The sequence below is a fragment of the Proteus sp. HMSC14B05 genome, assembly GCF_001808035.1.
Lineage (GTDB): Bacteria > Pseudomonadota > Gammaproteobacteria > Enterobacterales > Enterobacteriaceae > Proteus > Proteus mirabilis.
Genome location: NZ_KV792000.1, coordinates 407,994 through 432,495, shown reverse-complemented (window position 1 = coordinate 432,495; position 24,502 = coordinate 407,994). Strand labels below are relative to the sequence as shown.

Annotated in this window: 24 protein-coding genes; 3 read left to right on the top strand and 21 right to left on the bottom strand. The window is 36.5% G+C overall.

Going from position 1 to position 24,502, the window contains the following annotated elements:
* Nucleotides 1-33 precede the first annotated feature (33 nt).
* Together arnT and HMPREF3129_RS15940 are read right to left on the bottom strand one after the other, a co-directional pair.
* Nucleotides 34-1,668 carry a lipid IV(A) 4-amino-4-deoxy-L-arabinosyltransferase gene (gene arnT, locus HMPREF3129_RS15945; RefSeq protein WP_223302911.1) on the bottom strand — a complete coding sequence of 545 codons (1,635 nt, stop codon included), beginning with the start codon at nt 1,666-1,668 and terminating at the stop codon, nt 34-36.
* 365 nt (nt 1,669-2,033) lie between these two features.
* Entirely contained in the window at nt 2,034-2,372 is a 339-nt protein-coding gene (locus HMPREF3129_RS15940) for a carboxymuconolactone decarboxylase family protein (RefSeq protein WP_004252444.1), read from the bottom strand.
* Nucleotides 2,373-2,503: 131 nt separating this feature from the next.
* Between HMPREF3129_RS15940 and HMPREF3129_RS15935 the strand changes: the two genes are divergently transcribed.
* Nucleotides 2,504-2,881, top strand: coding sequence for a DnaJ family domain-containing protein (locus HMPREF3129_RS15935; protein WP_004244915.1), 378 nt, complete (start codon nt 2,504-2,506; stop codon nt 2,879-2,881).
* Nucleotides 2,882-2,920: 39 nt separating this feature from the next.
* Here HMPREF3129_RS15935 and HMPREF3129_RS15930 read toward each other — a convergent pair whose 3' ends face one another.
* The 10 genes from HMPREF3129_RS15930 to mrpA form a co-directional block, all read right to left on the bottom strand.
* The gene (locus HMPREF3129_RS15930) at nt 2,921-4,495 is read right to left on the bottom strand and encodes an AbgT family transporter (protein WP_004244916.1); all 1,575 of its coding nucleotides are present in this window, start codon (nt 4,493-4,495) and stop codon (nt 2,921-2,923) included.
* 637 nt (nt 4,496-5,132) lie between these two features.
* Nucleotides 5,133-5,456 (bottom strand): transcriptional regulator MrpJ, encoded by a 324-nt coding sequence (gene mrpJ / locus HMPREF3129_RS15925; protein ID WP_004244917.1) that lies wholly within the window; start codon nt 5,454-5,456, stop codon nt 5,133-5,135.
* A 21-nt stretch (nt 5,457-5,477) separates the two neighbouring features.
* Nucleotides 5,478-6,305: an MR/P fimbria adhesin subunit MrpH gene (mrpH, locus tag HMPREF3129_RS15920; RefSeq protein ID WP_004244918.1), complete on the bottom strand. Its 828-nt coding sequence runs from the start codon at nt 6,303-6,305 to the stop codon at nt 5,478-5,480.
* A 21-nt stretch (nt 6,306-6,326) separates the two neighbouring features.
* Nucleotides 6,327-6,875: a fimbrial protein gene (locus tag HMPREF3129_RS15915; protein ID WP_004244920.1), complete on the bottom strand. Its 549-nt coding sequence runs from the start codon at nt 6,873-6,875 to the stop codon at nt 6,327-6,329.
* A 10-nt stretch (nt 6,876-6,885) separates the two neighbouring features.
* Nucleotides 6,886-7,371 carry a fimbrial protein gene (locus HMPREF3129_RS15910; protein WP_004244922.1) on the bottom strand — a complete coding sequence of 162 codons (486 nt, stop codon included), beginning with the start codon at nt 7,369-7,371 and terminating at the stop codon, nt 6,886-6,888.
* A gap of 12 nt (nt 7,372-7,383) precedes the next feature.
* The gene (locus tag HMPREF3129_RS15905; RefSeq protein ID WP_004244923.1) at nt 7,384-7,929 is read right to left on the bottom strand and encodes a fimbrial protein; all 546 of its coding nucleotides are present in this window, start codon (nt 7,927-7,929) and stop codon (nt 7,384-7,386) included.
* A gap of 13 nt (nt 7,930-7,942) precedes the next feature.
* Nucleotides 7,943-8,701, bottom strand: a complete 759-nt coding sequence (gene mrpD / locus HMPREF3129_RS15900; protein WP_004244924.1) for an MR/P fimbria assembly chaperone MrpD — start codon at nt 8,699-8,701, stop codon at nt 7,943-7,945.
* Between the two features lie 55 nt (nt 8,702-8,756).
* Nucleotides 8,757-11,372, bottom strand: coding sequence for an MR/P fimbria usher protein MrpC (mrpC, locus tag HMPREF3129_RS15895; protein WP_004247328.1), 2,616 nt, complete (start codon nt 11,370-11,372; stop codon nt 8,757-8,759).
* A 22-nt stretch (nt 11,373-11,394) separates the two neighbouring features.
* Nucleotides 11,395-11,943: an MR/P fimbria assembly terminator MrpB gene (mrpB, locus tag HMPREF3129_RS15890; RefSeq protein ID WP_023843516.1), complete on the bottom strand. Its 549-nt coding sequence runs from the start codon at nt 11,941-11,943 to the stop codon at nt 11,395-11,397.
* Between the two features lie 96 nt (nt 11,944-12,039).
* Nucleotides 12,040-12,567, bottom strand: coding sequence for an MR/P fimbria major subunit MrpA (gene mrpA / locus HMPREF3129_RS15885; protein WP_004247325.1), 528 nt, complete (start codon nt 12,565-12,567; stop codon nt 12,040-12,042).
* A gap of 678 nt (nt 12,568-13,245) precedes the next feature.
* Between mrpA and mrpI the strand changes: the two genes are divergently transcribed.
* Nucleotides 13,246-13,812, top strand: coding sequence for a phase variation DNA invertase MrpI (mrpI, locus tag HMPREF3129_RS15880; RefSeq protein WP_004247323.1), 567 nt, complete (start codon nt 13,246-13,248; stop codon nt 13,810-13,812).
* A 564-nt stretch (nt 13,813-14,376) separates the two neighbouring features.
* Here the strand turns inward: mrpI and HMPREF3129_RS15875 are convergent.
* The 8 genes from HMPREF3129_RS15875 to HMPREF3129_RS15840 form a co-directional block, all read right to left on the bottom strand.
* Nucleotides 14,377-14,697: a helix-turn-helix domain-containing protein gene (locus HMPREF3129_RS15875; protein WP_004244929.1), complete on the bottom strand. Its 321-nt coding sequence runs from the start codon at nt 14,695-14,697 to the stop codon at nt 14,377-14,379.
* Between the two features lie 20 nt (nt 14,698-14,717).
* Nucleotides 14,718-15,566 (bottom strand): MrpH family fimbial adhesin, encoded by an 849-nt coding sequence (locus HMPREF3129_RS15870; protein ID WP_004247322.1) that lies wholly within the window; start codon nt 15,564-15,566, stop codon nt 14,718-14,720.
* A gap of 18 nt (nt 15,567-15,584) precedes the next feature.
* Nucleotides 15,585-16,121, bottom strand: coding sequence for a fimbrial protein (locus HMPREF3129_RS15865; RefSeq protein ID WP_004247321.1), 537 nt, complete (start codon nt 16,119-16,121; stop codon nt 15,585-15,587).
* 10 nt (nt 16,122-16,131) lie between these two features.
* Nucleotides 16,132-16,650: a fimbrial protein gene (locus tag HMPREF3129_RS15860; protein ID WP_004244936.1), complete on the bottom strand. Its 519-nt coding sequence runs from the start codon at nt 16,648-16,650 to the stop codon at nt 16,132-16,134.
* 13 nt (nt 16,651-16,663) lie between these two features.
* Entirely contained in the window at nt 16,664-17,218 is a 555-nt protein-coding gene (locus HMPREF3129_RS15855; protein ID WP_004244937.1) for a fimbrial protein, read from the bottom strand.
* 11 nt (nt 17,219-17,229) lie between these two features.
* Nucleotides 17,230-17,988 (bottom strand): fimbria/pilus periplasmic chaperone, encoded by a 759-nt coding sequence (locus HMPREF3129_RS15850; protein WP_004244938.1) that lies wholly within the window; start codon nt 17,986-17,988, stop codon nt 17,230-17,232.
* A 48-nt stretch (nt 17,989-18,036) separates the two neighbouring features.
* Complete coding sequence (locus HMPREF3129_RS15845) at nt 18,037-20,664, bottom strand: outer membrane usher protein (protein WP_004244939.1); 2,628 nt, start codon at nt 20,662-20,664, stop codon at nt 18,037-18,039.
* A 239-nt stretch (nt 20,665-20,903) separates the two neighbouring features.
* Nucleotides 20,904-21,431 carry a fimbrial protein gene (locus HMPREF3129_RS15840; protein ID WP_004244940.1) on the bottom strand — a complete coding sequence of 176 codons (528 nt, stop codon included), beginning with the start codon at nt 21,429-21,431 and terminating at the stop codon, nt 20,904-20,906.
* A gap of 1,247 nt (nt 21,432-22,678) precedes the next feature.
* Between HMPREF3129_RS15840 and rnz the strand changes: the two genes are divergently transcribed.
* Nucleotides 22,679-23,596, top strand: coding sequence for a ribonuclease Z (gene rnz, locus HMPREF3129_RS15835; RefSeq protein ID WP_004252451.1), 918 nt, complete (start codon nt 22,679-22,681; stop codon nt 23,594-23,596).
* A gap of 82 nt (nt 23,597-23,678) precedes the next feature.
* On the opposite strand, the gene HMPREF3129_RS15830 is transcribed toward rnz, so the two are convergent.
* The gene (locus HMPREF3129_RS15830) at nt 23,679-24,353 is read right to left on the bottom strand and encodes a DUF421 domain-containing protein (protein ID WP_017628305.1); all 675 of its coding nucleotides are present in this window, start codon (nt 24,351-24,353) and stop codon (nt 23,679-23,681) included.
* Nucleotides 24,354-24,502: the final 149 nt, after the last annotated feature.

Genomic DNA, 24,502 nt, shown 5'->3' with positions numbered 1-24,502 from the left:
CATCACAGCAAAATAAATATTAAAGCAATTCAGCTAATTAAAGAACACCAGCGTTAAATCGCCCTCTTTTTCTACTATCGGCTTTTCCTTTAATGTAGTCAATTTAGTCAAAATCTGCTTTCTATCAGGTCTGACTAAAACAATCGCTACCCCTTTATATTGGTTTGCTTCAATTAATGCTAATAGCTGTTCAAGGCTATAGTATTTATTTTTTACATCTGGGTAATTTAAACCATAAGCCAACTCACCTTTCGTCTCTGTTAAACGAATATCAGTACGTTTTAGTCCCCAAGCAAGTGATGTACCAATACCAACTTCGTCCGTTAAAAGATACGATTTATTACTCAAAGGCTCATAATAACGTTGGATAATATTTTCTGGTGTACTCCTACTTTCTATCTTTTCTGGGATTGCATAGCCAATAACTAAACTTAGTCCGATAGAGCAAAACATCGTTAAAAACTGTGTTTGTCTAAACAGCGCCCCCGCACCAATCACACTCCAAAATAAAAACCCACTTATTGCTAACACTATTTTTAACGTTTCATTCGTATCATAAAGCGCAAATTTGGCACTGTATAAAGAATAGATAACGGCTGATATACCCATTAGCCCAAAAGCAATATTAATAGATGCATTCACTTTGCTAATTTTCTCATCAGGTCTATCTTTTAACTCTTCGATATAGTGTGCAATTAAAATAGATAATGGCACAAAGCACGGTAGCATATAGGTTAATAGTTTTCCTTTTGAGGCTGAGAAAAAAGCAAAAAAGAGAGCAAACCACAGCAGAAAATAGAGTGTACCTTTTTTTAAAGAGAAAGCTGATTTTAATGCACCAAATAAAAAACCTAGCCAAGGCAATACACCCAATATAACTATCGGGATATAGAACCACGTTGGTTGTGAGCGAGCAGACTCTTTAGCAATAAAACGCTGTACATGTTCAACCCAGAAAAAATAATTCCAATAATCCGGTGCTTGTAATGCAACAGTAATCACCCAAGGTCCAGCTGTAATAGCGAGAGCTAACAATGCAATAGAGGAATAGCAAACCACTTCTTTAAAGCGAGCTTGACTAATTGCCATGACTAAAAAAACTAATGCAGGTAAAACAACCGCAATAAAGCCTTTTGTTAAAAAACCAAGTGCGCAAAAAAAGCCAATACCCATATAAGCAATTATTTTGCCCTTTTTATTCGGGGTCGATAACGCAACTAAAAATGAGTACATTGCAGCGGTCACAAACAGCGTCACAATAGGATCTAATATATTATAAGTACCTATTGCTAATACCAGAAAAGAAGATAAAAAAACGGTCATAGCATTAAAAGCAAGAGCGCTATTGCGCCAAACTACCATTGCCGCTTTATAAATAAGCCATCCTGTTAATAAGGTTGATGTTACTACAACAATACGCACCGCAAAATGGCTTTCACCAAATAGCCACTGAGCAATACAATTGATCCAATATCCTAAAACAGGTTTTTCAAAATACCGAATATCAAGAAGATAAGGCACTGACCAATTGCCAGAAACTAACATTTCACGGCTAATTTCAGCATAACGAATTTCATCTGGTTGCCATAACAGGCGCGTTTCTAAAGGAATAAAATAAGTTAATAAGATAAATAGGAAAAACAATAACCATTTATATCTTTCTGTCATCGCTATATTCATAATTCCTCAAATAAACGCACTACATTATTTATCAACATCAATTAGTCATAATATTTTATAAAAAATTCAAATATATTTATTAAAGCTTTATTAATAAAAATAGAGAAATAAAAAAATATTATTAAAAATCAAATTGTTATCTTTTATTTTTTTACGTAAAAATACTCACAATTCCTTTATGTTTTTATAAAAAAAGGTTATCAATAATAATTTCCTTTTGGCATTTCACGAATATAACTAATACCATTAGTAATCATTAAGAAAAACTAAAATATAAGTGAGCCACTATAAGCTTTAAAACCCAAAAAGCCAGCAATATGCTGGCTATAATGATAACTAAATTTTATTAAATACTATTGACTAAATTCTTTAAAAGCACCCATGGTATTGGACGCATACATCACAGAAGGGCCCCCTCCCATATAAATCGCGACGCCCAATGCTTCTGCAAGCTCCTGCTCTGTCGTCCCTAATTCAACTAGGGTTTTAGTATGAAAACCTATACAACCATCGCAACGATTAGCAACAGCAATGGCAATAGCAATCAGCTCTTTGGTTTTAGCATCGAGCACACCATCTTTAGAGCTTGCTTTGGTGGTACTCATAAATGACTTCATAACTTCAGGAATATTTTTAGATAATGTCCCCATATTTCCCGAGATGTCTGTTACTATTTCTTGGTACTTGCTCATTTTACTCTCCCTACAACAATATATATTTTTATATAATATAAAAATATAATATCATTTTATGTGATTTGATCAAGTGAAATTAAGTTTGTTATTTTATTGATTACATTAGTCATTAATGTTGAGGCTGAATAATGTCAATTCTTGATGAATGGGCGGAGCGCCACATTGAAAAGGCGTTGAAAAATGGTGAACTCTCTTCTTTGCCAGGAGAAGGTAAACCCTTGGTATTAGATGATAACAGTCATGTTCCTGAGTCTTTGCGGGCTAGTTATCATTTGCTTAAGAATGCCGGCTTTTTGCCCCCAGAAATGCAAGATAGAAAAGATGCATTATCTTTAGCCGAAATATTAAGTTCACTTTCAGAAACTGGCATCAAAGATGAACAGTTACAAAAAAAACTCACTTTACTCGAATTAAAATTACAACAGGCAGGAATGGACACACAGTTTCTACATACGGACTATGCAACCCAATTAACAGAAAAGTTAGCAACACATAAACACAAATAAGCCTATACATCCTTGTATAAGCTTATCTAAAGAATAATATTATCCCGCATGCGGTGAATAATAAATTGGCGATCCAGGCCCTACAGGTAAGTGGAAAACAAATACCCAAAGGTAGAATAACAGTGACCAACCAATTAAGAAGATAATAGAATATGGCAACATCATCGAGATCATAGTTCCAATACCCGTATCTTTCTTATATTTTGTGGCAACCGCTAAGATTAAACCAAAGTAACTCATCATTGGCGTAATAATATTCGTCACCGAATCACCTATACGATAAGCTGCTTGAATAGTTTCTGGCGCATAACCTGCCAGCATTAACATAGGAACAAAAATAGGCGCCGTTACTGCCCATTGCGCGGAAGCTGAACCAATCATTAAATTGATAAAGGCGCAAATTAAAATAAAGCCCAAAAATAGCAACCCACTTGGCATATCAATACTATTAAGTAAAGCCGCACCTTTAACAGCGATCACTTGCCCTATATTTGTCCAGCCAAAAAAAGCCACAAATTGAGCAGCAAAGAAAATAATTACTAAATAAAGACCTAATGTGCTCATAGAGTTTGCCATGGCATCGACAATATCTTTATCTGAACGCATAGTCTTAGCTATCCAACCATAAACAATACCGGGGATAGCAAAAAATAAGAAAATGAATACAACAATGGATTTTAAGAATGGTGAGTTACCAATTAAACCTGTTTCTTGGTTTCTTAATATGCCATTTTCAGGTACGACAGTGAATGCCAGAATGATGGCCATCACAATAAATGTTCCTGTTGCTGCCCATAGTGCTTTTTTCTCAAGAGGGGTAACTTGCGCAGCATTTTTTAGATCAGTTTCTTCATCATCTAATTCATTACCATTATAAGGCCCTAACTGAGGCTCAACGATTTTTTCTGTGATGATGTAGCCTAAAAATGTAATTAAAAAGGTGCTGACAAACATAAAGTACCAGTTTGCTTCCGCACCAACAATATAGCTTGGGTCAATAATGCGTGCTGCTTGTTGTGTAATACCTGATAATAATGGATCGATAGTCCCTAACAGTAAGTTAGCTGAATATCCGCCAGATACTCCCGCAAACGCAGCAGCAATCCCCGCTAATGGATGACGACCTAGCGAATGGAAAATAATTGCCGATAGCGGGATCAAGACAACATATCCTAATTCAGCTGCAGTATTTGACATAATACCTGCAAATACAATGGCTAATGTAGTCATTTTGCGTGGGGCTTTCATAACCACTAAACGCATAACGGCTGATAATAATCCCGCTCGTTCAGCTATTCCGACACCGAGTAAAGCCACCAGTACGGTTCCTAAAGGAGCAAACCCTGTAAAATTGGTAACAATATTAGCAAGAATACGTCGTATACCATCAGCATCAAGTAAACTGATAATATGAATATAACCATCTTCAGCGCGCCCTTTAGCGCCTTCTGGTCGTGGATCTTGTACTGTAACGCCGAAGTATTCACCAACCGCTGAAGATACAAGTAAAATAGCAATTAAAATAATAAATAAAATAACGGGATGGGGGAGTGCATTTCCAAGCCATTCCACTGTGCGTAGAAAACGACTTCCTCCCTGTTTTTTTGTTTGCATGATTTATCCTTTTTATAAAAAAACAGAAAATGCACAGTACACAACCAAATTTGTTTTTACTATCCGTAAATACCTATCATATAAATGATATTATCTAAAATTAACACTCAAACAATGAAAAAAAATATAATTTAATTAATATTAAACAATAAGTTAAAAAACATACCATCAATTATAGATAACAAACATTAAAATCAATTTATAATATCTAAAATTAAAAAATGCGCGCAAGTTAACACTTTTTAACATTTTAAAGTCTATTTATTAACCTTTACAGAACTAAAAACTCCTTAAAAAGTACATAAAAAGCTTCGAATACTCTAATAAACCTGATAATAACGGCTGAAATTACTATTTATAGTCACATCATTACAAGAATTAACTAAGAGATGTTAAAAAAGAAGTCTATTTGTGACTAAGCGGTATGATAATAAAATAGGAGAAAAGCCTAATAATAACGCAGTAAATAATAGAAAAATAAAATCGAGCATATTACTAGACGTTTTAGAAAAGGGGATAAAATCAGTCTGCATGAAACATAAAAAAACGGCAAGGTTGCCCTTGCCCTACCAATAAGGTAATCAATCAAAGAAATGTAATATCTAGCAAAACATCAATATGTCATATCGACTTAATATCAATAATGAAAAGCATCAGGTGTTGCTTGAGCAATAACATAATTGCGCTTATCTATTCCTTTATTATTTAATGAAGGCTTTTTTACGTAGCAATCCTCAAAAAACCAATAAATGGGTGTATTTAAATAGAGAGCTAACAACACTAAATGTCTGAGATCTATTTTGTTCATACCTCGTTCATAGCGAGAAAACTGTTGCTGGCTGACACCAATTTTTTTAGCCAGCTGCATACCGGTATAACCCAGCTCTTTACGTTTTTTTTGGATCTTTTTACCTACAGAAGCATTTACATCTATATTCGCAAAATCAAAATTCATCATCATAATATTCACCCATTATCATGATTAAGGCATGGTTAAAATAATTGAACCGGAACCGGAGAAACGACCTGGAGCTACCCGTCCATTCGTGCGTAGCGTTGAACTCACAGAGACTGGCGCTGAACCGCCTGCTGGAACATTTACCGTAACGCCTTTTTCACCAGGATAATTGTTTAGATATAAATCAGCATATAAACTCTTATCTGCACGCAGAGGTACCCGCCCACTATCAGAGCCAGATGCGATAACCAACACTTTCATTGCTAAATTACAGGTTACATTGATTGTTTCAGAGCGCTTAGCACCACTTAAACTAGCTTCATCAATATCACCATAGTTAAGGTTCACCGCACCTTCAGATATTTTACAAGCACCCACTGGTGGTGGTGCGATACCGCATAGTGAACCTGGTAAGAGTTTTCCTCGTGGTGATATACCACTTGAATTCGGTTGATAAAATAATCCCACACACTCTTGATTAGAGTTTAATGAAGGCCCTCTGTGGGTGGTTTGCCCTTCAATAGGGAATGATCTATTTTTAAGTACTACATCACGAACTTCAGCTAAAGTACGTAGTTTTTCAATTCGAGCAATCTGAAATGCAGGATTTCCCCCAGTACCATTTACTGTATGTTTATGGTTCACTGTGACATAACACACAGGCCAACCATAACAAGGATTTAATATTCCTGAGGTTTCTGGATCCCAACGCTCAATAACATAAGTGTAAGTGGCGTTAGAAGGTGTCCCTGTTGATTCTGTTATATAAGAAAAAATAGAGGCCATCGCAGGTGCTGAGAAAAGCCCCGCTATTAAGATAAATATCGCCGGAAATCGTTTAAATATAAACATGTAAAACCTCAATCTTCATTATCAGTCATAATTCAAATAGAAGGTGGCTATTGCACTAAAAGGACCACGTTTAATCGACTTATTCGCAATCGCATCCGGCTCACCTTGAATAAAGGCATAAAAATTCAAAATAGTGTCACCCGCAGTTAATGACATCTTGTCTGTTTCTTTATTTATAGGTAGAGCATTACCATTTTCAGACTCTAATCCCACCGCAATACCAGAAGCTTGGCTGCCCGGACTTATTGCCAAAAATCCTTCTCCTGCCATTGCTTGATTTTCCTCTCCTTTAAAGGTTATTTTGACGCTTTTACCGATTGAGAGATCGCATTCTGACAGACGTAATTGAAATAACTTGCTTGGCGTTCTTTTATAGGCATAAAGGTTTTTATCAGGAATATTGCCAAAATCGAGTACCACGGTTTCATCACCCGGTTTTATGGTACAAGGCTCATCAACTAATATGCCGTGAAAATAGAGGTTGTCCGGTATTGCAAAAGCCGCTGAAGTTAACCCTATGGATACAGATAGACCCAATATGAACCGGATCGATAATGTTTTTATTTTCATCAAAACGCTCCTATTGGTATTCTGCTAATAAGGTGGCTGAGACTTCAAATGCCCCTTCAGGCAATGTACTTCCCGGTCTTTTTACTGGAACAGCTTGAATAACCGGAGGCGAATCTGGTGAAATCGCAATACGCTCATTTAGCTTAAAAGGCTTACCATCTTGAGTTAAATGAATACCTAAATCGGGAATATTGGTTTGCAATGCCGCCTCATCAAACTGGGTTTTAGGTCCGATAATTGATAATCCCAAATCCCAGCCTTTTAAATTAGCGTCGCATACCAAGGTATAATTCACCGATTCGGTATAGTTAATACCATCAACTTTATTAATACCGACGTTCTTACCAAAAAAAACCTCAATTCGTTCGTCATTGCTGATAACACAAGGAGGTGGCACTAATAATGTTCCGAATAATTTTAAATTAGGCGAGTCGGCCGCCATTACTGCTGTAGAATTTAGTAATATAATCAGACAAATAGATTGCAATTTATTCATCGTGTTGCCCCTTTACTGATAATCTACATGAAGTGTGGCATTGGCAACAAAATCTCCACCAACTAGTGTTTCTCTATTATCACGCACAGGGATCGCTTCTAGTTTAGGCAAATTGGGATAGGTAAATTTAACCGCTGAGCCTAATCCTAATAATTTACCTTGATAAAGAATGCGTACCCCTAATCCCGTAATATTAGTTTGTAGGGCATTACTATCGAACCCTGTTGCATTACCTGTTATATAGACTTTCATGGCGTTAGTCGGTCTTTTTTGGCAAGTCGCGGTATATTCGATAGGTTGCTTATAATTGCTATCATTAATACGCGTACTCATTACTTCGCCAAAATTCACCTCGATCATCTTGCCGTCATTGATTAAGCAAGGAGGTGGAGCGATGACGTTTCCAGTAATATTGATATAAACAATCCCGGGGGTCGCTCTTATTACTGCTCCTGCAGGTAAGTTAGCAACAGCAGTAGAACTCAGGCCTCCAGTAAATGTTGCCAGAATAAAAACCAACACTGCCTTGCTTGGGCTAAACCACTGTTCCATAACCATAAATCAGACCTATTTAGTTTCCAGCTGCCGTTTCTGTTACTTTGCATTGATTGCCACTACAGGTGAATTTCATCTGAGGGCGACCGCCATAATCATTGATGTAGCTCAATACCGGTGAAGCACCAAACATGGAAGCACTCAGATTTATCGTGCCGCTACTTTTAGGTGCGATCATTAATGGTTCAAAGCCATCCAAGCTTTTTCCTTTCAAACTGGTTAATCCATCGACTAATGTCACATAGTAAGGCGTTGGATTATTCACTTCGAAGCGATCACCTTTTTTAGTTAAAGTGATCTGCTCTTGCCAAGGATTGGTTAAATCCGTTTGCGAGGCATAGATTGATGCAGGACGATAAAATAATTTGATCCGCGTTTGTAATGCAATTTGCAGTACATTAGGCTTATTACTACGTGGTGGAATTTCACGTAGGTTAAAATAGAAAACACTTTCTCTATCTTGTGGTAATTTGGCTATATCAGGTAATGATTGCACCTTAATCTGACTTTTATCACCCGGTTCAATACGTTGGATCGGGGGTAAAACAATCAGTGGGCTTTCAATACGTTCGCCGTTTTCATTTTCCATCCAGCCTTGAGCAAGATAAGGCAAGTCCTTATTTTGATTGCTGACATTTAAACTAATCGATTTTTCGGCACCATTAAAAATGACACGAGTTCGATCTAGCGCAATGGCAGCAACAGCTTGATGAGTAAATGCCATTCCCATTAACAAAGTGGTTGCAACAATGCATGAGCGTTTTAATAACATCATCTTTAATTACTCTTTGTCTGAAGTTGTTTTTATCTTTATTTCCTGTTCCTTAACCTTAACGAGATAGAAACTTCGTTTTAGGTAAGGAGACTTCTCTTTGATTGAAAGTAGAGGTTGCTGTGCCATCATCACTACAGGTCAATAACAGTGATGAAATTTGCACATTCTCCACCAATGTTGGAATAAGTACTTTGCACTGCTCTTTACCACTCCAACGAACACTCAATACATCCCCGGTATTAATACCGGTTAGATAAACATTTCCACCATCATTAATGATGCCTAACTCACGCCCTTTTTCTGTTGTGACACTGGCGCCAAATGGTGGGAAGGTTCCATCTTTTAACCGAATAACCGCCATGGCTTTTTGCCCTTCGATAACATCAAATCGACGGTAACCAATCGCCCCTTCGGTTAGGGTTAATTGCTGAATTGAGCGTAATGCTTCGACATTTTCAGGTAATCGATTAAGATCGATACTCGCGCTACTACGGTAGTAATCATTAATATCTGGCAATACCGCTTTACCAAACATATTGGTATGGGAAATCGCACCAAAATTCTTCACGGGAATATTAGCGATACCGTCTGTATCAATAAGTAAGCGAGTACTACCTGTACGACTAACGCGGTGTAATGCTCCACCTTTCGGCGTAAGTGTGGCACCACCTTGTAGCGATAAAGTGGCAGAGGTATATTCACCATTGATATGACTTGCACTGGCGGTGACTAAGGCCGCATCAGCATAATGCATAAAATAAGCATCGGCTGAAGGTTTACCATTGCTACTTACCCCAGCGCCAACACGATAACTGCTATTGTCATCAATTCGATCGTAATAGCTGACATTATGAGAGTTACCGCTCTTATTAATGACAGTGTTGTAACTGATGGTCGCACGATCACCCCAAGGCATACTGACATTCATATAAACGCCATTATCATTGGTGCCATTAAATTTATTACGGAAAGCGGAGAGACTAAAATTGATATTTTTAAAACGACCAATATCCGCGCTTTTCGCTAACGATAAGTTGTAATTATCATTAGTTGGCTTATTCCAATATGTTTGGTGACTATAGTTTAAGTAAGTACTCAATCCCCAGTCAGGAAATTGCTTACTAAACATAATGGTATAAAGTTCTTTGTTATTATCAGCATTACCATCGCGATAGCGACGCTCTAAATACTGATCCATGGTCATAAAGTCGCGTTCTGAGAAGCGATAACCAGCAAAGGTGACTTGGCTATTAATAGCTTCAAAACGTTTTGAATAACTTAATCGATAAGAGCCACCGTTATAACGCTTATCATCACGAGGAATTTTTGCCCAAGAGTGAGTAGCATCAAAAGAGAGAGCACCAAAAGCCATTAAGTCACGGCCGATACCCGCAGACAAGGCGTTATAATCACCCGCAACAATTGATCCCCCATAAAGTGACCAACCGTTACTCACCCCCCATGAAAATTCCCCCATACCAAAAACGGGGCCTTCGGTATTATGGTCAATATTAGAAGGTTTACCTGCCGAGAATTTATATTGCACTCGTCCTGGTCGAGTTAAATAAGGAATACTTGCCGTATCCATTTGAAACTCTTGTACAGAGCCATCTTGCTCTTCGACACGTACATCTAATTTGCCACTAACCGCATCATTAATATCTTGAATACGAAATGGTCCTGGAGCAACTTGCGTTTCGTAGATCACTCGACCCTGTTGGCTAATTGTCACTTTGGCATTGGTTTTTGCTACACCTGTGACTTCTGGCGCATATCCACGTAAATTAGGTGGCAACATATTGTCGTCAGTTGCGAGATGAACCCCGGTAAAACGGAAACTATCAAAAATATCGGAGCGCGAGTAAGTCTCTCCCATGACAAAGCGCGCTTCCCATTGAGGGATAGCTCTATAGAGATAGTATTGATTCCATTTCCAGCTGTTTTCTGTACTTTGAGGGATCCCTGTCGTATGTTGGTAGCTCGCTTGCCAATCAGCGCGAAAACGCCAAGCACCTAAGTTCGCCCCTAACGTACCTAACCCCGTCACTTGCTGACGTTGTTTTCCTTTAGCAGGATCAGTCACATTTGCATTAACGTTATAATCAAAAAGTATCCCTGAAATACCGTCATCCCAACGAGAAGGCGGATCCCAGTTTGGTGCTGAATACTCCAAATAAGCTTGAGGTATCGTTAATAATAAATTACCACTACCTAAACTGGCATTTATTGTCATTCCGGGAATAGATGATGTATCAAGGCAAGTTTGATTATCGTTAAAACGAATTTTATCAAGCCACTCCGGTTTTAGCCCTAATTGACGAACTAATTCAGGAGGTAAGCAAGGTTCACTTCCTTTGGGATCATCTGCAGGTACAACGTAATTAATGTTGTAGATATCGGGAAGTTCATTATTATTTATACGAACAACAAATTCGTAGCGCCCTGGCATAATGTAGCCAGCTCGAGAGAAATCAGATAAATCGATATTTTGTTTATCTTTAAGATCTAAAATATCAGCATTAAACTCAATATCGCTATTCGCTAAAGCTGAATTTGAAAGACTGGATGCCCCAGTAACAATTAAATAGATCAATATAGCAACAGGCCGAATAGCATGCTTTTTTCTCTTTTCTCGCTTCTCTAAACAAACGGTTTTGAATGATCTAACCATAAATTATCCAACCCTGATCCATTTAATAGTATTCCAGCTTAAAGCGCAGCGTCGTACGGTAATTCCCCGCTTTTGGCGTATCGTTGTTTTTGACTATTCGAGCTTGGTACAGCAATGCCATTGACTGCGAATCAATGCCAACGGGCGGTAGGGGTTGTCCTGGAATAGCTTGTCGACCATAACGATCCGCTATCGCTAATGAAGCACCTTTGGCCTCACCGGATAACTCAAAGTTGCCATTTCCATTAGAAGGACCATCGAACGTTGCGATAAAACGTGGATTATCCGCTTCTTGCCCTTTCTGGCTAATTAGCGTACAGTCCGTTAATCTGATAGAAAAATATTCAATCGGTCCTTGACCTTCAGTGACTAACGTTGGGATAGATACCGTCGTTAGCGGGATCACTTGATCACTACTTCCCGCTGATATTGCACATGACGGCTCTAATATGGTTCCTTGTAGATTGAGCCACCCAAATCGCTGATGCATGTTTTTATCTTGTTTTACATCACTGGCTATCGTTGGCGCAGTCACTAAACTGGCAACAAGGCATAGCAATAGTGGTGCCATCTTGCGATTCATATTTTTCTCCGTTAGTAAGAAAAATCATTAAAAGTAAAGACAGGAATAAAGCTCTGTACTTCCTTGTACAGAACTTATTTTTTCTTACTGATAAGTCAGTGCGAAAGTTGCGATTGCAGTAAAGTCACCTGGAACAGCAGCTTCAGATGCAGAACCTTGTAAATAAGCAGCAAAGTTCAGATCATTGTTACCATCACGCAGGTTTTGAGCAGCACTTGGGGTGCCTAATTTGATTTGTTTACCACCCGCATCGGTGATAACAACAGCTGCATTTTTAGCGATACCTTCAATGCCTAAAGAACCTTCTAAAACTTCAGTTGCTTCAGAGCCAGTGAAAGTTGTTTGAACAGTTTTGTAAGTCTCTGTAGTACAATTTTCTAAAGAGATTTTAAAGTCACGAGAATTACTACGGCCACCATCTTTTAATGCAGCAGTAGAAATTTGACCTAGTGGAACTGTTTGATTTTCAGTATCAGGAGTAATTGAGCAAGGAGCATCAATGATTGAACCAACAAATTTAACAGTACCATGACCTTGATCTGCAGCTAAAGCAGAACCCGCAACAACAGATAAACCTAAACCAAGAACTAAAGCTAATTTATTTAATTTCATCTTTTTGTTTCCTGAAATATAAAGGATGAAGACATCTAAAATAATTAATTCATTTAGGATTGGATTATTCCTAATTGAATGGCTCATTTATTGAGCTCGGGAATTTTGGTATATTTAAGTCCACTTCAAACGCCACGAAATATCGTTAGAAACGAAACAAAATACACCAAATTGTTTAGTTAAAGATTTTCATCTTGCAAGTATGACTATTTAGATTTTTTCATCTTAAAATTTAGGAAAAATATGATATAATTCTAAGTGCAAATACTATAGTTTGTTAAAAAAGTAAAAAAATTTATTTCAGTGTTTTGCACAAAGTAATAAATTATTTTGATTTTTTAAAAAAATGTTTAATATCAATATGTTAAATAATTAAGAATATATACCCAATAATATATTTGACTTAAGTTAGAAGCCGGAGAATAATAGTAAACAATTTGGTGTATTTTGATTGTTTCTCTAAATAGGTGTAAATATCACCTGCTATTCTCCTTTCTCTTACCTATCAATGGTTTTCGTTTTCTAAAAATTGGCAAACTTTCAATAAACTTGTTTAAAATTAACGAGTAAAAAAGAAAGTATAAAAAAAACACAACCCTTTATTGATGCATATTACTTGCTATAGTGATGCTGCAACTGACTTTTGTTGTTTATTATCTAATTGAAAAGGTTACGAAAATGAAGCAACGTAAATTTCTTACACGTTTTGAAGTGAATGCTATTTTAAAGCAAGCTAAGGAAGGTAGGTATCCCGAAAGAGATTACTGTATGTTTTTAATGTGTTTTTTACATGGTTTTCGTGTTAGCGAACTATGTAATTTAACATTAAGCGATATTGATCTAGAAAGTAGAATACTCTATGTCAGGCGTTTAAAAGGTGGGCTTTCAACAACACAACCTATTATTGATGAGGAATATGAAGCCTTATGCAACTGGTTGAAAAGTAGAGAAAACTGGAGAGAATCAGATTCTGAATGGGTATTTTTATCACAAAAAACGGGACCAATTTCCCGTCAACAAGTTTATGGGTTATTACGCCGTTTAGGTAAAAAAGCCAATGTTTCTATTAGTCCACACCCTCATATGTTACGCCACGCCTGTGGCTACGCACTGGCGGATTTAGGCAGAGATACACGTTTAATTCAAGACTATTTAGGCCATCGCAATATTTCCCATACGGTTATTTATACAGCAAGTAACTCAAAACGATTTATCAATATGTGGGAAACGCGAAACTCACAATAGTTCTTTATTAATAGATTACTTAAAAAGTTAATATCAATAATTGAGTACGTTTTATTTTACAATAAGAATATAGATATTTTTTTCTTTTTAATTCAAATTAGGATTTATATTAAAAATTATATCATTTAATATAAATAATCACGATAGTAATCTTAATAAAGAATTAATTAATGATACTTGATTTTAATAAACCCGGTCATATTTGGTGTACTAATTTTTTTTGAAATATAATCATTTTTATTCCAATAGACTCTATCTTAGAAGGTATCCATTTACCCACAGAAAAACATTAAAAAGATTTATCATTAATAATTTAACTTAGTATAAGAGATATATTCAAAATACAATTAATTCTGATTTTTTCGTCTCTTTCTACACATTTATAATGCTCATAAAGCAATCACTACCCATCTAAGCTCGCTTAGGGATAGTGATTGCAAGCCTAATGAGTGCAACATAACTCGACAGTCAATATCGCTATAGCGATCATTAAGGGAAAACATCCCCTTAGCCTGACCTAAATAGGTTGCTTATTTAAGGACTTTTTCTTGTAAGAGGTAAAGGTTAATACAGAAATGCGTCTAGTGCTTTTTTGGCTAAAAGATTGCTTCGTCGACTTAGCGGTTTGCCACTTTTGACCGACGTTGAAGTAATACAGTCCTCAAAAAACCAGTAAATGGGTGTGTTTAAGAACTTAGCTAATAGCACTAGATAAGTAAGATCTATTTTGTTTAACCCTCGCTCATAGCGTGAGAATTGTTGTTGGCTAACCCCTAGTTTTGCCGCCAATTGGCTACCTGTGTAACCTAACTCTTTACGTCTTTTTTGTATGCGCTTACCTACCAGTGCATTGACATCAATATTTGCACGACGATATTTCACCATGATATTTCAACCTTTTATTATTATGGTAACGTTAGAATCAACGCGCCAGAGCCAGAAAAGTACCCTGGAGCAACATGTCCATTGGTTCTCAATTTAGAACTCACTTGTATAGAAACCATTTTGCCTTTTGCGACAAAGATAGCCTCTCCCTCTTCGCCAGATTTATCATTAATATATAAATCAGCATATAAGCTATTGTCATTACGTAGTGGGACTTGACGATTATTCATTCCTGTTGCAACAACCTGTAAAGAGACATCACGATTACACGTCACATTCACAGTTTGAGAACGAACCGCATTGTCTAACTCATTTTCCCCCACATTGCCGTAATCCAACTCAACAGAATGGGCTAACACATCACAATGTCCAACAGGTGGGGGAGCAATTGCACAAATAGAACCCGGTAATAAATAGCCATCTTCAGCAAAACCATAAGCATTTGGCTGATAAAATATACCAACGCACTCTTGTATGGTTGATGTATCAACATATCGATGAATGGCAACTCCTGGGCCATAAGGGAATCCTCCTAATTCTTTCATAACAGCAATACGTAGATCTTCCATTCTTCGATATTTATGCCCATCACTTAAAATAGTTCTGGTCGCTGAACCTCCAGACTGGTTAGGCTGATGACGATGATTTATGGTTATATAACAAGGTTTTTTTTTATAACAAGGATTTAAAGCCGTTGGTGGCTCGGGATCCCAACGCTGGATAATAAAAGTGTAATCAGCCCCTGTCCCCTCATTACCCACAGGTTTTGATTCTGTAATATAAGAAAAAATAGCGGCTATAGAGGAAGCTGGATATATCAACATGCTAGTAAATAAGTAAAAGATTAATTGGCGCTTAGGTATAAGCATATAAACCTCAAGTCAACATTAGTCATAATTTAAATGGAATGTAGCAATGGCGCTAAAGGGTCCCCGTTTTATTGATTGATTAGCAATTGCGGTAGGTTCTGCTTGTATAAAAGCACTAAACCTCAATGTGTTATTAGTTGAAAGTAAAGCCATATTTTTCGATGGCTGATTAATGGGTAAGAGGACTCCATCGCTATCTTCTAGACCAATAGCAATACCAGAGGCTCGACTTATTGGACTCAATGCTAGAAAACCTTTCCCTGCCATCGCCTTATTTTCATCACCTTTAAATGTGATGGAAACTTTGTTATTCATAGAGAGATCGCACTCCGATAGATGGATCTCAAATTGCTGGCTTTTGGTCCTTTCTACTCCATTATAAAAAGCACTATCAGTCACTTTATCCAGCGTGATGACAATAATTTCATCACCGGGTTTTATTACACATGGCTCATCAATTAACTCACCATGAAAACGCATATTAGGATCAGCATTAGCCATAGCTATCACAGCGGCAAAGATTGCAGTACTCAGAGATAATCTTTGTAATATCATCCCGATACTCCTATTGATATTCAGCAAGTAGCGTTGCTGTTGCCTCAAATGCACCTTTTGTTAAGGTACTTCCTGATTTTTTTACAGGCACAGCTAAAATAATCGGCGGTTTATCAGAGGTAATAACAAACCGTTTATTTAAAATAAATGGCTCACTATCTATCGTGAGATGTACGGCTAAATCCGTTATATTGGTTTGTAAAGCAGCCGCATCAAATTGGCTTGCAGAGCCGATAATGGATAAACCTAATGCCCAACCTTTTGCATTTTCTTCACACTGCAACGTGTAATTGACGGTCTTTGTATAATTAATGCCATCGATGCGACTCGTTCCCAGTTGGTGACCAAAATTAACATCAATCATGTCATTGTTTTGGATCACACAAGGAGGGGGAATAAATAGTGTGCCAAATAATCTCAAATTATTTTCGCTGTTAGTGATTGTCGCCTTATTTGCCGTCTCATCAGCCATTAATGAAAATGATGAAAGTAACGTTATGAAAAAGAATATCCTCTGTTTATTAAACATTCCCGTTATCTCCTCACTGATATTCCATGCGCAATGTCGCTGTGGTAGAAAAGTCTCCTCCCACAAGAAGAGTAGAAAAATCACGCACAGGCACCGCTTCCAATACAGGGAAATCGGGATAAGTAAAATTAATTGCCTGCCCTAACTTAAGTGGTTTATTTTGATACAAAATACGTATACCTAATCCGGTAATATTGGTCATTAATGCATTGGCATCAAAAAAAGTACCATTCCCCTCGACAGAAAGTTTTAGTGTATTAATGGGCATTTGTTCACAACTTGGATGATAATCAACTAGACGTTTGTAATTTAAGCCATCAACTCGTGTACTTAGCACATCACCGAAATTCACTTCTACCGTTTTGCCCTCATTGATCATGCAAGGAGGGTGAGCGATAACGTACCCTTTTATATTGATAGGGATCGGATAAATAGGTGTAATAGGCGAATTTTGTGATAGTCCCGTACTTGACAAAACTGGTGTCACAGCAGTTACATTTGTTGTGATAAAAAAGCTCAATAGTACCAATATTGATACAAGACTATTTTTATTAATCTGCTGTTTCATAAATATACCTATTAATTTCCTTGGTCTGTTTCTATCACCTTACATTCACGACTATCGCAGCTAAATTTCAATCTTGGACGACCACCGTAATCATTGATGTAACTTAATACCGGAGAAGCCCCCAGCGTAGAAACCGTTAAATTGAGTTTTTCCTGCCCTCGAGGCGCTACCATGATAGGGGTAAATCCTTCTAAGCTTTTCCCTTTCAGATCCGTTAGACCATCAACAATAGTGATATAATAGGGTGTGGGATTATGCACAACATAACTCTCCCCCTGCTTTGTTAAGGTAATTTTTTCCTGCCATGGATTACTTAAATCAGTTTGGGTGGCATAAATAGATTTTGGTCGATAGAACAATTTTATCCGCGTTTGTAGTGCAATTTGTAATACGTTGGGTTTATCACTACGTGGAGGGATCTCACGTAAATTAAAATAAAAAACACTCTCTCTATCTTGAGGTAGTTGTGCAATATCAGGTAATGATTGCACTTTCACTTGGCTCTTATTCCCAGGTTCAATACGCTGAATAGGAGGTAATACAATAAGAGGTGTTTCTATTTTTTCTCCTTGCTCGTTCTCTAGCCAACCTTGAGCTAAATAAGGTAATTCTTTGTTTTGATTACTTATACTCAGACTTACTGATTTATCAGCACCATTAAAAATAATACGTGTACGATCTAAAGCGATTGTCGCACCAACTTGCGACGTAAACACCATTCCAGTTAATAAGGTGGTAGTTACCATAAATAAATGTTTAGATGCCATCATCTTTAATTACTCTTCTCTCTATCAATCAATTATTGTTATTACTTAGCGTTATTTACTAAGGAATGAATGTTGAGGTAATGCTTGCGTTTTATCTGTTTCCAGGAATGATGTTGAAATAGTCGGCTGTCTTTGAAAGCAAGTTAAAAGCAGTGATGTGATCAGTTGTGTATCCGCCAATTTAGGAATGGATAATTGGCATTGGTTTTTACCATCCCAATGTACATACAAGACATCGCCTGAATTAATACCGCTTAAATAAACCTTTCCACCGTCGTTAAAAACACCTAATTCTCGACCATTAAGCGTTGTTACTGTCGCTGCAAATGGCGGAACGCCTCCTTCAGCCAACTGTACTGTTGCCATCGCTTTGTGTCCGGCAATCACATCAAATTGACGATAGCCAATAGCGCCTTCAGTCAAAGTTAATTGATGAATAGAACGTAGTGCTTCAACATTGTCTGGTAGCTGCTTAAGATCGATAGAAGCACTGCCTCGATAATAGTGATTAATATCGGGGATCACCGCCTTGCCAAAAATATTGGTATGAGATATGGCACTAAGACTTTTTACCGGGACATCGGAAACACCTTGAGTATCAATTAACAAACGGGTTGCCCCCGGCATATTGCTACGGTGAAAATCCCCGCCTTTAGTGGTTAATGTTGCCCCACCTTGGAAAGATAAAGATGCCGAAGTATAGTCGCCGTTAATATGACTGGCTGAAGCCGTTACTAAAGCAACATCACCATAATGTGTAAAGAAACCATCCGCCGATGGTTTACCTCGACTACTAACTCCTGCACTTAGACGATAATTATTGTTATCATCAATGCGATCGAAATAGCTGACATTATGTGAGTTACCTTCTTTATTTATGACCGAGTTATAACTTATCGTTGCTCTATCACGCCAAGGCAAATTAATGTTGAAATACACGCCGTTGTCATGATTGCCATTAAAACGATTACGATAAGCGGATAAGCTAATGTTAATGTTTTTAAACTTCCCGATAGCGAGATACTTTGATAAAGAGAAGTTGTAATAGTCGTTATTCGGTCTATCCCAATACCTTTGATGGTTATAATTTATATAGGTACTAAGTCCCCATTGAGGAAATTGTTTACTCAGTGTAAGGGTATAAAGCTCTTTATTATTTTCTTGTGCGCCATAGCGATAACGCCTATCTAAATATTGATCCATACTCATAAAATGACGATCAGAGAATCGATAGCCTGCAAAAGTGATTTGCCCATCAATAGATTCAAAACGCTTTGAATAGCTAATTCGATATGAACTGCCATGATAGTGTTTATTCTCATTAGCGAAGGTTGCCCATGAATGAGTCGTATCAAAAGAGATAGCACCTAACATCATTAGATCTCGTCCAAAACCTAGCGAGGCCGAGTTATAATCCTTAGAAACTAAAGTGCCACCAAAAAGAGACCAACCATTATTCACTCCCCAAGAAAACTCTCCCATTGCAAAAATAGGCCCTTCAGTTTTATGATCTAATCGAGAAGGCTTACCCGCAGATACTTTATATTGAAGGCGTCCCGGTCTTGTAAGATAAGGAATATTGGCTGTATCAATTTGGTATTCTTGTATTGTTCCGTCCTGCTCTTCAATACGAACATCCAAGCGTCCACTTACCGCATCATGCAGATCTTGAATACGAAATGGCCCAGGCGCGATTTGTGTCTCATAGATAATCCGTCCTTGTTGACTCACAGTGACTTTTGCATTCGTTTTTGCAACTCCCGTGATCTCTGGAGCATAACCTCGTAAATTAGGGGGCAACATTTGCTCATCCGTAAGTAAACTTATTCCCGTAAAACGGAAATTATCTAATAGGTTTGAACGTAAGTAAGTCTCCCCCATGACTAAACGGGCGCCCCATTTCGTTATCGCTCGATAAAGATAGAATTGATCCCAATTCCAGTGATTTTCTGTGCTATGCAATACACCTGTAGTGTGCTCATAACTTGCTTGCCAATCTGCCCGAAAACGCCAAACACCTAAATTTGCCCCCGCCGTACCATTTGCGGTGATCTGCTGTTTCTGCTTGCCATCACTAGGCGCTCTGACATTGGCATTAACGTTATAATCAAACAATAATCCAGCAATACCTTCGTCCCAAAAAGAAGGCGATTCCCAATTCGGTGATGAATACTCTAGATAAGCTTGAGGAAGAGTAATAAAAAAAACCCCACTACCTAAATCTGTCCTCAGGCTCATACCTGGTAACGATGCCTCATTAAGGCAATTACCCTTATCTTTCCAAGTTAACTTTTTTAACCATTCTGGTCTGAGTGCAAACTGCTTAACTAATATGGGTGAGATACAAGGTTCGCTTGCCTTGGGATCATCTTTGGGCACAATATAGTCAACACGATAAGTTCCACTTAATTCATTGTTATTAATATTAATAATTAACTCATACTTGCCAGGAGTAATATATCCCGCTCGGGAAAAGCTTGATAAATCAATATTTCCTCGATCTTTTAAGTCAAGAATATCTGAGTTAAATTCAATATCTTTGCTAACAGCAAATGACTCGCTGGCAATACTTGCCATCCCTATAATCACGAAATAGATCAGTGTAGTAGCAGAACGACCTCTGCACTGCTTACTTTTATGTTTAACATTTAAATCAATCGTCTTGAATAATTTAGCCATAAGTAAACCTAACTAATCCATTTAGTGATATTCGAGCCCAAAACAGTCAATTATCGGTAATGCCCCTACGGATGAAATATCACTATGTTTGATAATCCTTTTGTATTTATAAAAAGAGCGCGTTTTACTATTATTCACCATCGATATCTAGCGCGATGACAAAAGTGTCCTAACGATAAGAAAGCTCATCAGTTAACAAAGCCTTGTATATCCTTATACAAAGCTTTATTTGACGACTATTATTGATAAGATAAAGCAAAAGTGGCTATTGCTGTAAAATCACCAGGAATAGCAGCTTTTGAGGAAGAACCTTGTAAATAAGCGGCAAAATTTAAGTCATTGTTACCGTCATTCAATGTTTGGGCGGCACTTGCTTGACCTAATTTGATTTGTTCACCACCTGCATTGGTGATAACAACAGCTGCATTTTTGGCGATCCCTTCAATACCTAAAGCCCCCTCTAAAACATCAGGAGCTTCAGCACCGGTAAAGGTTGTTTTGACTGTTTTATATGTCTCAGTAGAACACTGTAATAATTTGATTTTAAACATTTTTGACGCACTACGGCCACCGTCCTTCAGTGCGCTAGATGACACTTGACCTAATGGAATACGTTGAGCACCTGAATCAGGATCGATAGAACAAGGAGCATCAATAATTGAACCATAGAATTCAACAGTACCATGCCCCTGATCTGCCGCTAATGCAGAGCCCGCAATGATAGATAAGCCTAACCCTAAAACTAAATGCAGTTTTTTTAATTTCATTTTGTTTTCCTAAAATATAAAAGTTAAATAAAGTATAAAAGCAACAACATTCAATTAAGAAAAATAATCCCATACAGGCGATACACTTCTCTTTTATGAATAAGATACGCAATGAATTTGGTATATCTTGATATATTGTAAAAATTAATCTCTATAATTAATCATCAATACATAAAATAAATAATAATTAACAACCGAAATTAGATAACGCTCATATCAAGTTGGGGTTATTATTCTCTGCCACTTTATTTAAGTCAAACCTGATAAATTTAATTAAATATATATTTATTAATACACTGATATTAATTGGATTTTTTTTCATCTTACGCAAATTATAATTACCCCCAAAATAAGTAATTAGATAAAAAAACCAAAAATAGCATCATAAAAAGAATATTTATAGACTTTTAAATACAAAATACTTAGATATAAAGTGTAAAAAATTGAAGGAAACATATTTTTATAAATAGAAATAAATTTTATTATTTTAATATTATAACAAAAAAACAAATAACCATAAATTTACATATAAGCACAAAAAAGATACAATATTATAACTTTTATTATTCAATAACGATGATTTTTCAGAATAAAAAACCAATAAATTATTTTTAATGGATTTTAAAACTAAAAGGTTATTTTGAAATATTGCGGTTAAATTTAACAGTATGAAAAACAAGAAATTAATTAGAAAATTGAAAGCATTAACTTACTAAGAAATAGACATAATAAAATTAAATAATGCTGTAACCAAATAATAAAAAAGAACTATATAGAAATTAAACCTTCATAATGGAATATTTTCTGATTAGACAGAATTAATATCATTACATTGTATTAACAAAACAACTTTTTAAGATAAAAATTAAAAACTAAAATTGTAAAAAAAACACAAAAAGTATTTCAATTTGTAAGATATGTTTATTTTTTATTTACTCAAAAAATCATAATTTAAATTTTACTTTTTTTATTTTTTCAATAAGAACTTTAAACTTTATTAAAAAAAATAAACAAATTAAGAATATGCCCCATTCATTCTGTTTGTATAAAAACAGATACATTTAAATCGTTAATCAGAGAAATTTAATTTTAGTAAATAAAGTATATTATCTTTTATTCACACTATTATTCATATCAACTTTAATGAGAATATTATCTTAATCACAGTTGCAGAATTTTATTTAGTTTAGATACCATTACGATTAAGATGAATGTTAAAAATTCACCATGGAGATCAGGATTTCATTATGGAACTTACCTTTTTAGGCACTAATGCAGGCGTACCTTCTAAAGATCGCAACGTCACCAGTATGGTGCTTGATTTACAAAATAAACAAAAAAGTCTGTGGATGTTCGATTGTGGAGAGGCGACCCAGCATCAGATCTTACATAGCCATGTAAAGCTATCACGCATTAATAAGATTTTTATTACCCATTTACATGGTGATCATATTTTTGGTTTACCCGGACTACTCTGTAGCCGTTCAATGGGGGGCACAGAAAACCCGTTAACCATTTATGGGCCTACAGGCATTAAGGCATTTATAGAAACAGCCCTTACATTAAGCCAATCTTATCTCACTTACCCTTTAGATATTATTGAAATAGAACAAGATGGTTTTCTTTTTGAAGAAGAAGGTATACGTGTAAGTTGTGGCGCATTATCACATCCTGTCCCCTGCTTTGGTTATCGTCTAGAAGAAGACAATAAACCAGGTAAACTCAATGCTGACAAGCTAGAGGCAGAGAATATCCCTAGAGGCCCTTGGTATAAATTATTAAAACAAGGGAAAACCGTTACACTACCTGATGGACGGATCATAGATGGAAAAGATTATCTAAGCACAGAGATCAAAGGCCGTTGTATTGTGATTTTTGGCGATACACAACCAACGCCTAATGCAGTTAAACTCGCTGAGAATGCCGATGTTATTGTCCATGAAGCAACCTTTAAACATGACATGGCTGATAAAGCCAATAGTCGTGGACATTCAAGTACCATACAGGCAGCTGAGTTAGCCAAAAAGGCGAATGCTAAGCGACTAATCATTACCCATATCAGTAGTCGCTATTCACCTAAAGAAACCCCCGAACTATTAGCGGAATGTCATACTATATTTGACAATACACAAATCGCCAGTGATTTTGAGACATTCAAACTTTAACTAATACTAAATCAAAATAGAGCAACGATAGCGACTCTTGAGATAGTATTAATCGTTGCTTTTATTCTTTCACAGGATATTGCTACTCAGCAGTCGGAATGAAATCGTGTTTGATCTTACCGTCTTGCAAAATGAAATTGACTTTACCATCCCAAAATTCGGCTAAAAAAACATCTTCTGGGTTATCTATATGCTGTTTTTTCATCTCTTCGTTTAACCAATTTTCATCTCGTTCTATCTGCTCAAGTTCAGAAGCTCTGATCACTCCATCTTTCATAATAATGATAGAGGGCATTTTAGCACCATCACACACCACCGTTATTTGTCCATCAGGTTCAATTTGAGCATAATTAACTTCTTGAAAAGAATGAATTCCTTGGGCATGTAACCTAGAGGTGATATTAAGAATATCAATCTTATTTTTCTTCTCAGTAATGTTTTCCATAATAAACCTTCCCTTCTTGATGATCGGGATAGGATTTCCTATCGCTACTGCTCGGAAAAAATTAAATTTTTTACTGATATAATTGAGAAAAGAAATAAAAAATACACCTATCAAAAAGACAATAACATATTGGTAAAGCGGGATTGCATCTGTGTAAATAACCCCTCCCATAATCCCCCCTAAAACAAAATTACCAATAAAATCAATGGGAGTTAGTTGAGAGAGTTGTGTCTTCCCTGAAATATTCATATGAGCCAAAATTATTGTAAAACCAATAATAAACTTGATAACCACAAGCAGATAATATTCCATTTCTTAAGCACCTTTGCAAAACGATTCACACTGTAATTATAAAGCATAAAACATACCATTGAGAGAAATCTGACAGATATTAACCTTACAAATCTAATATATTTGACTAGTGGTAATCACTTAATATACTTAACCTTGTTGATTTTCAG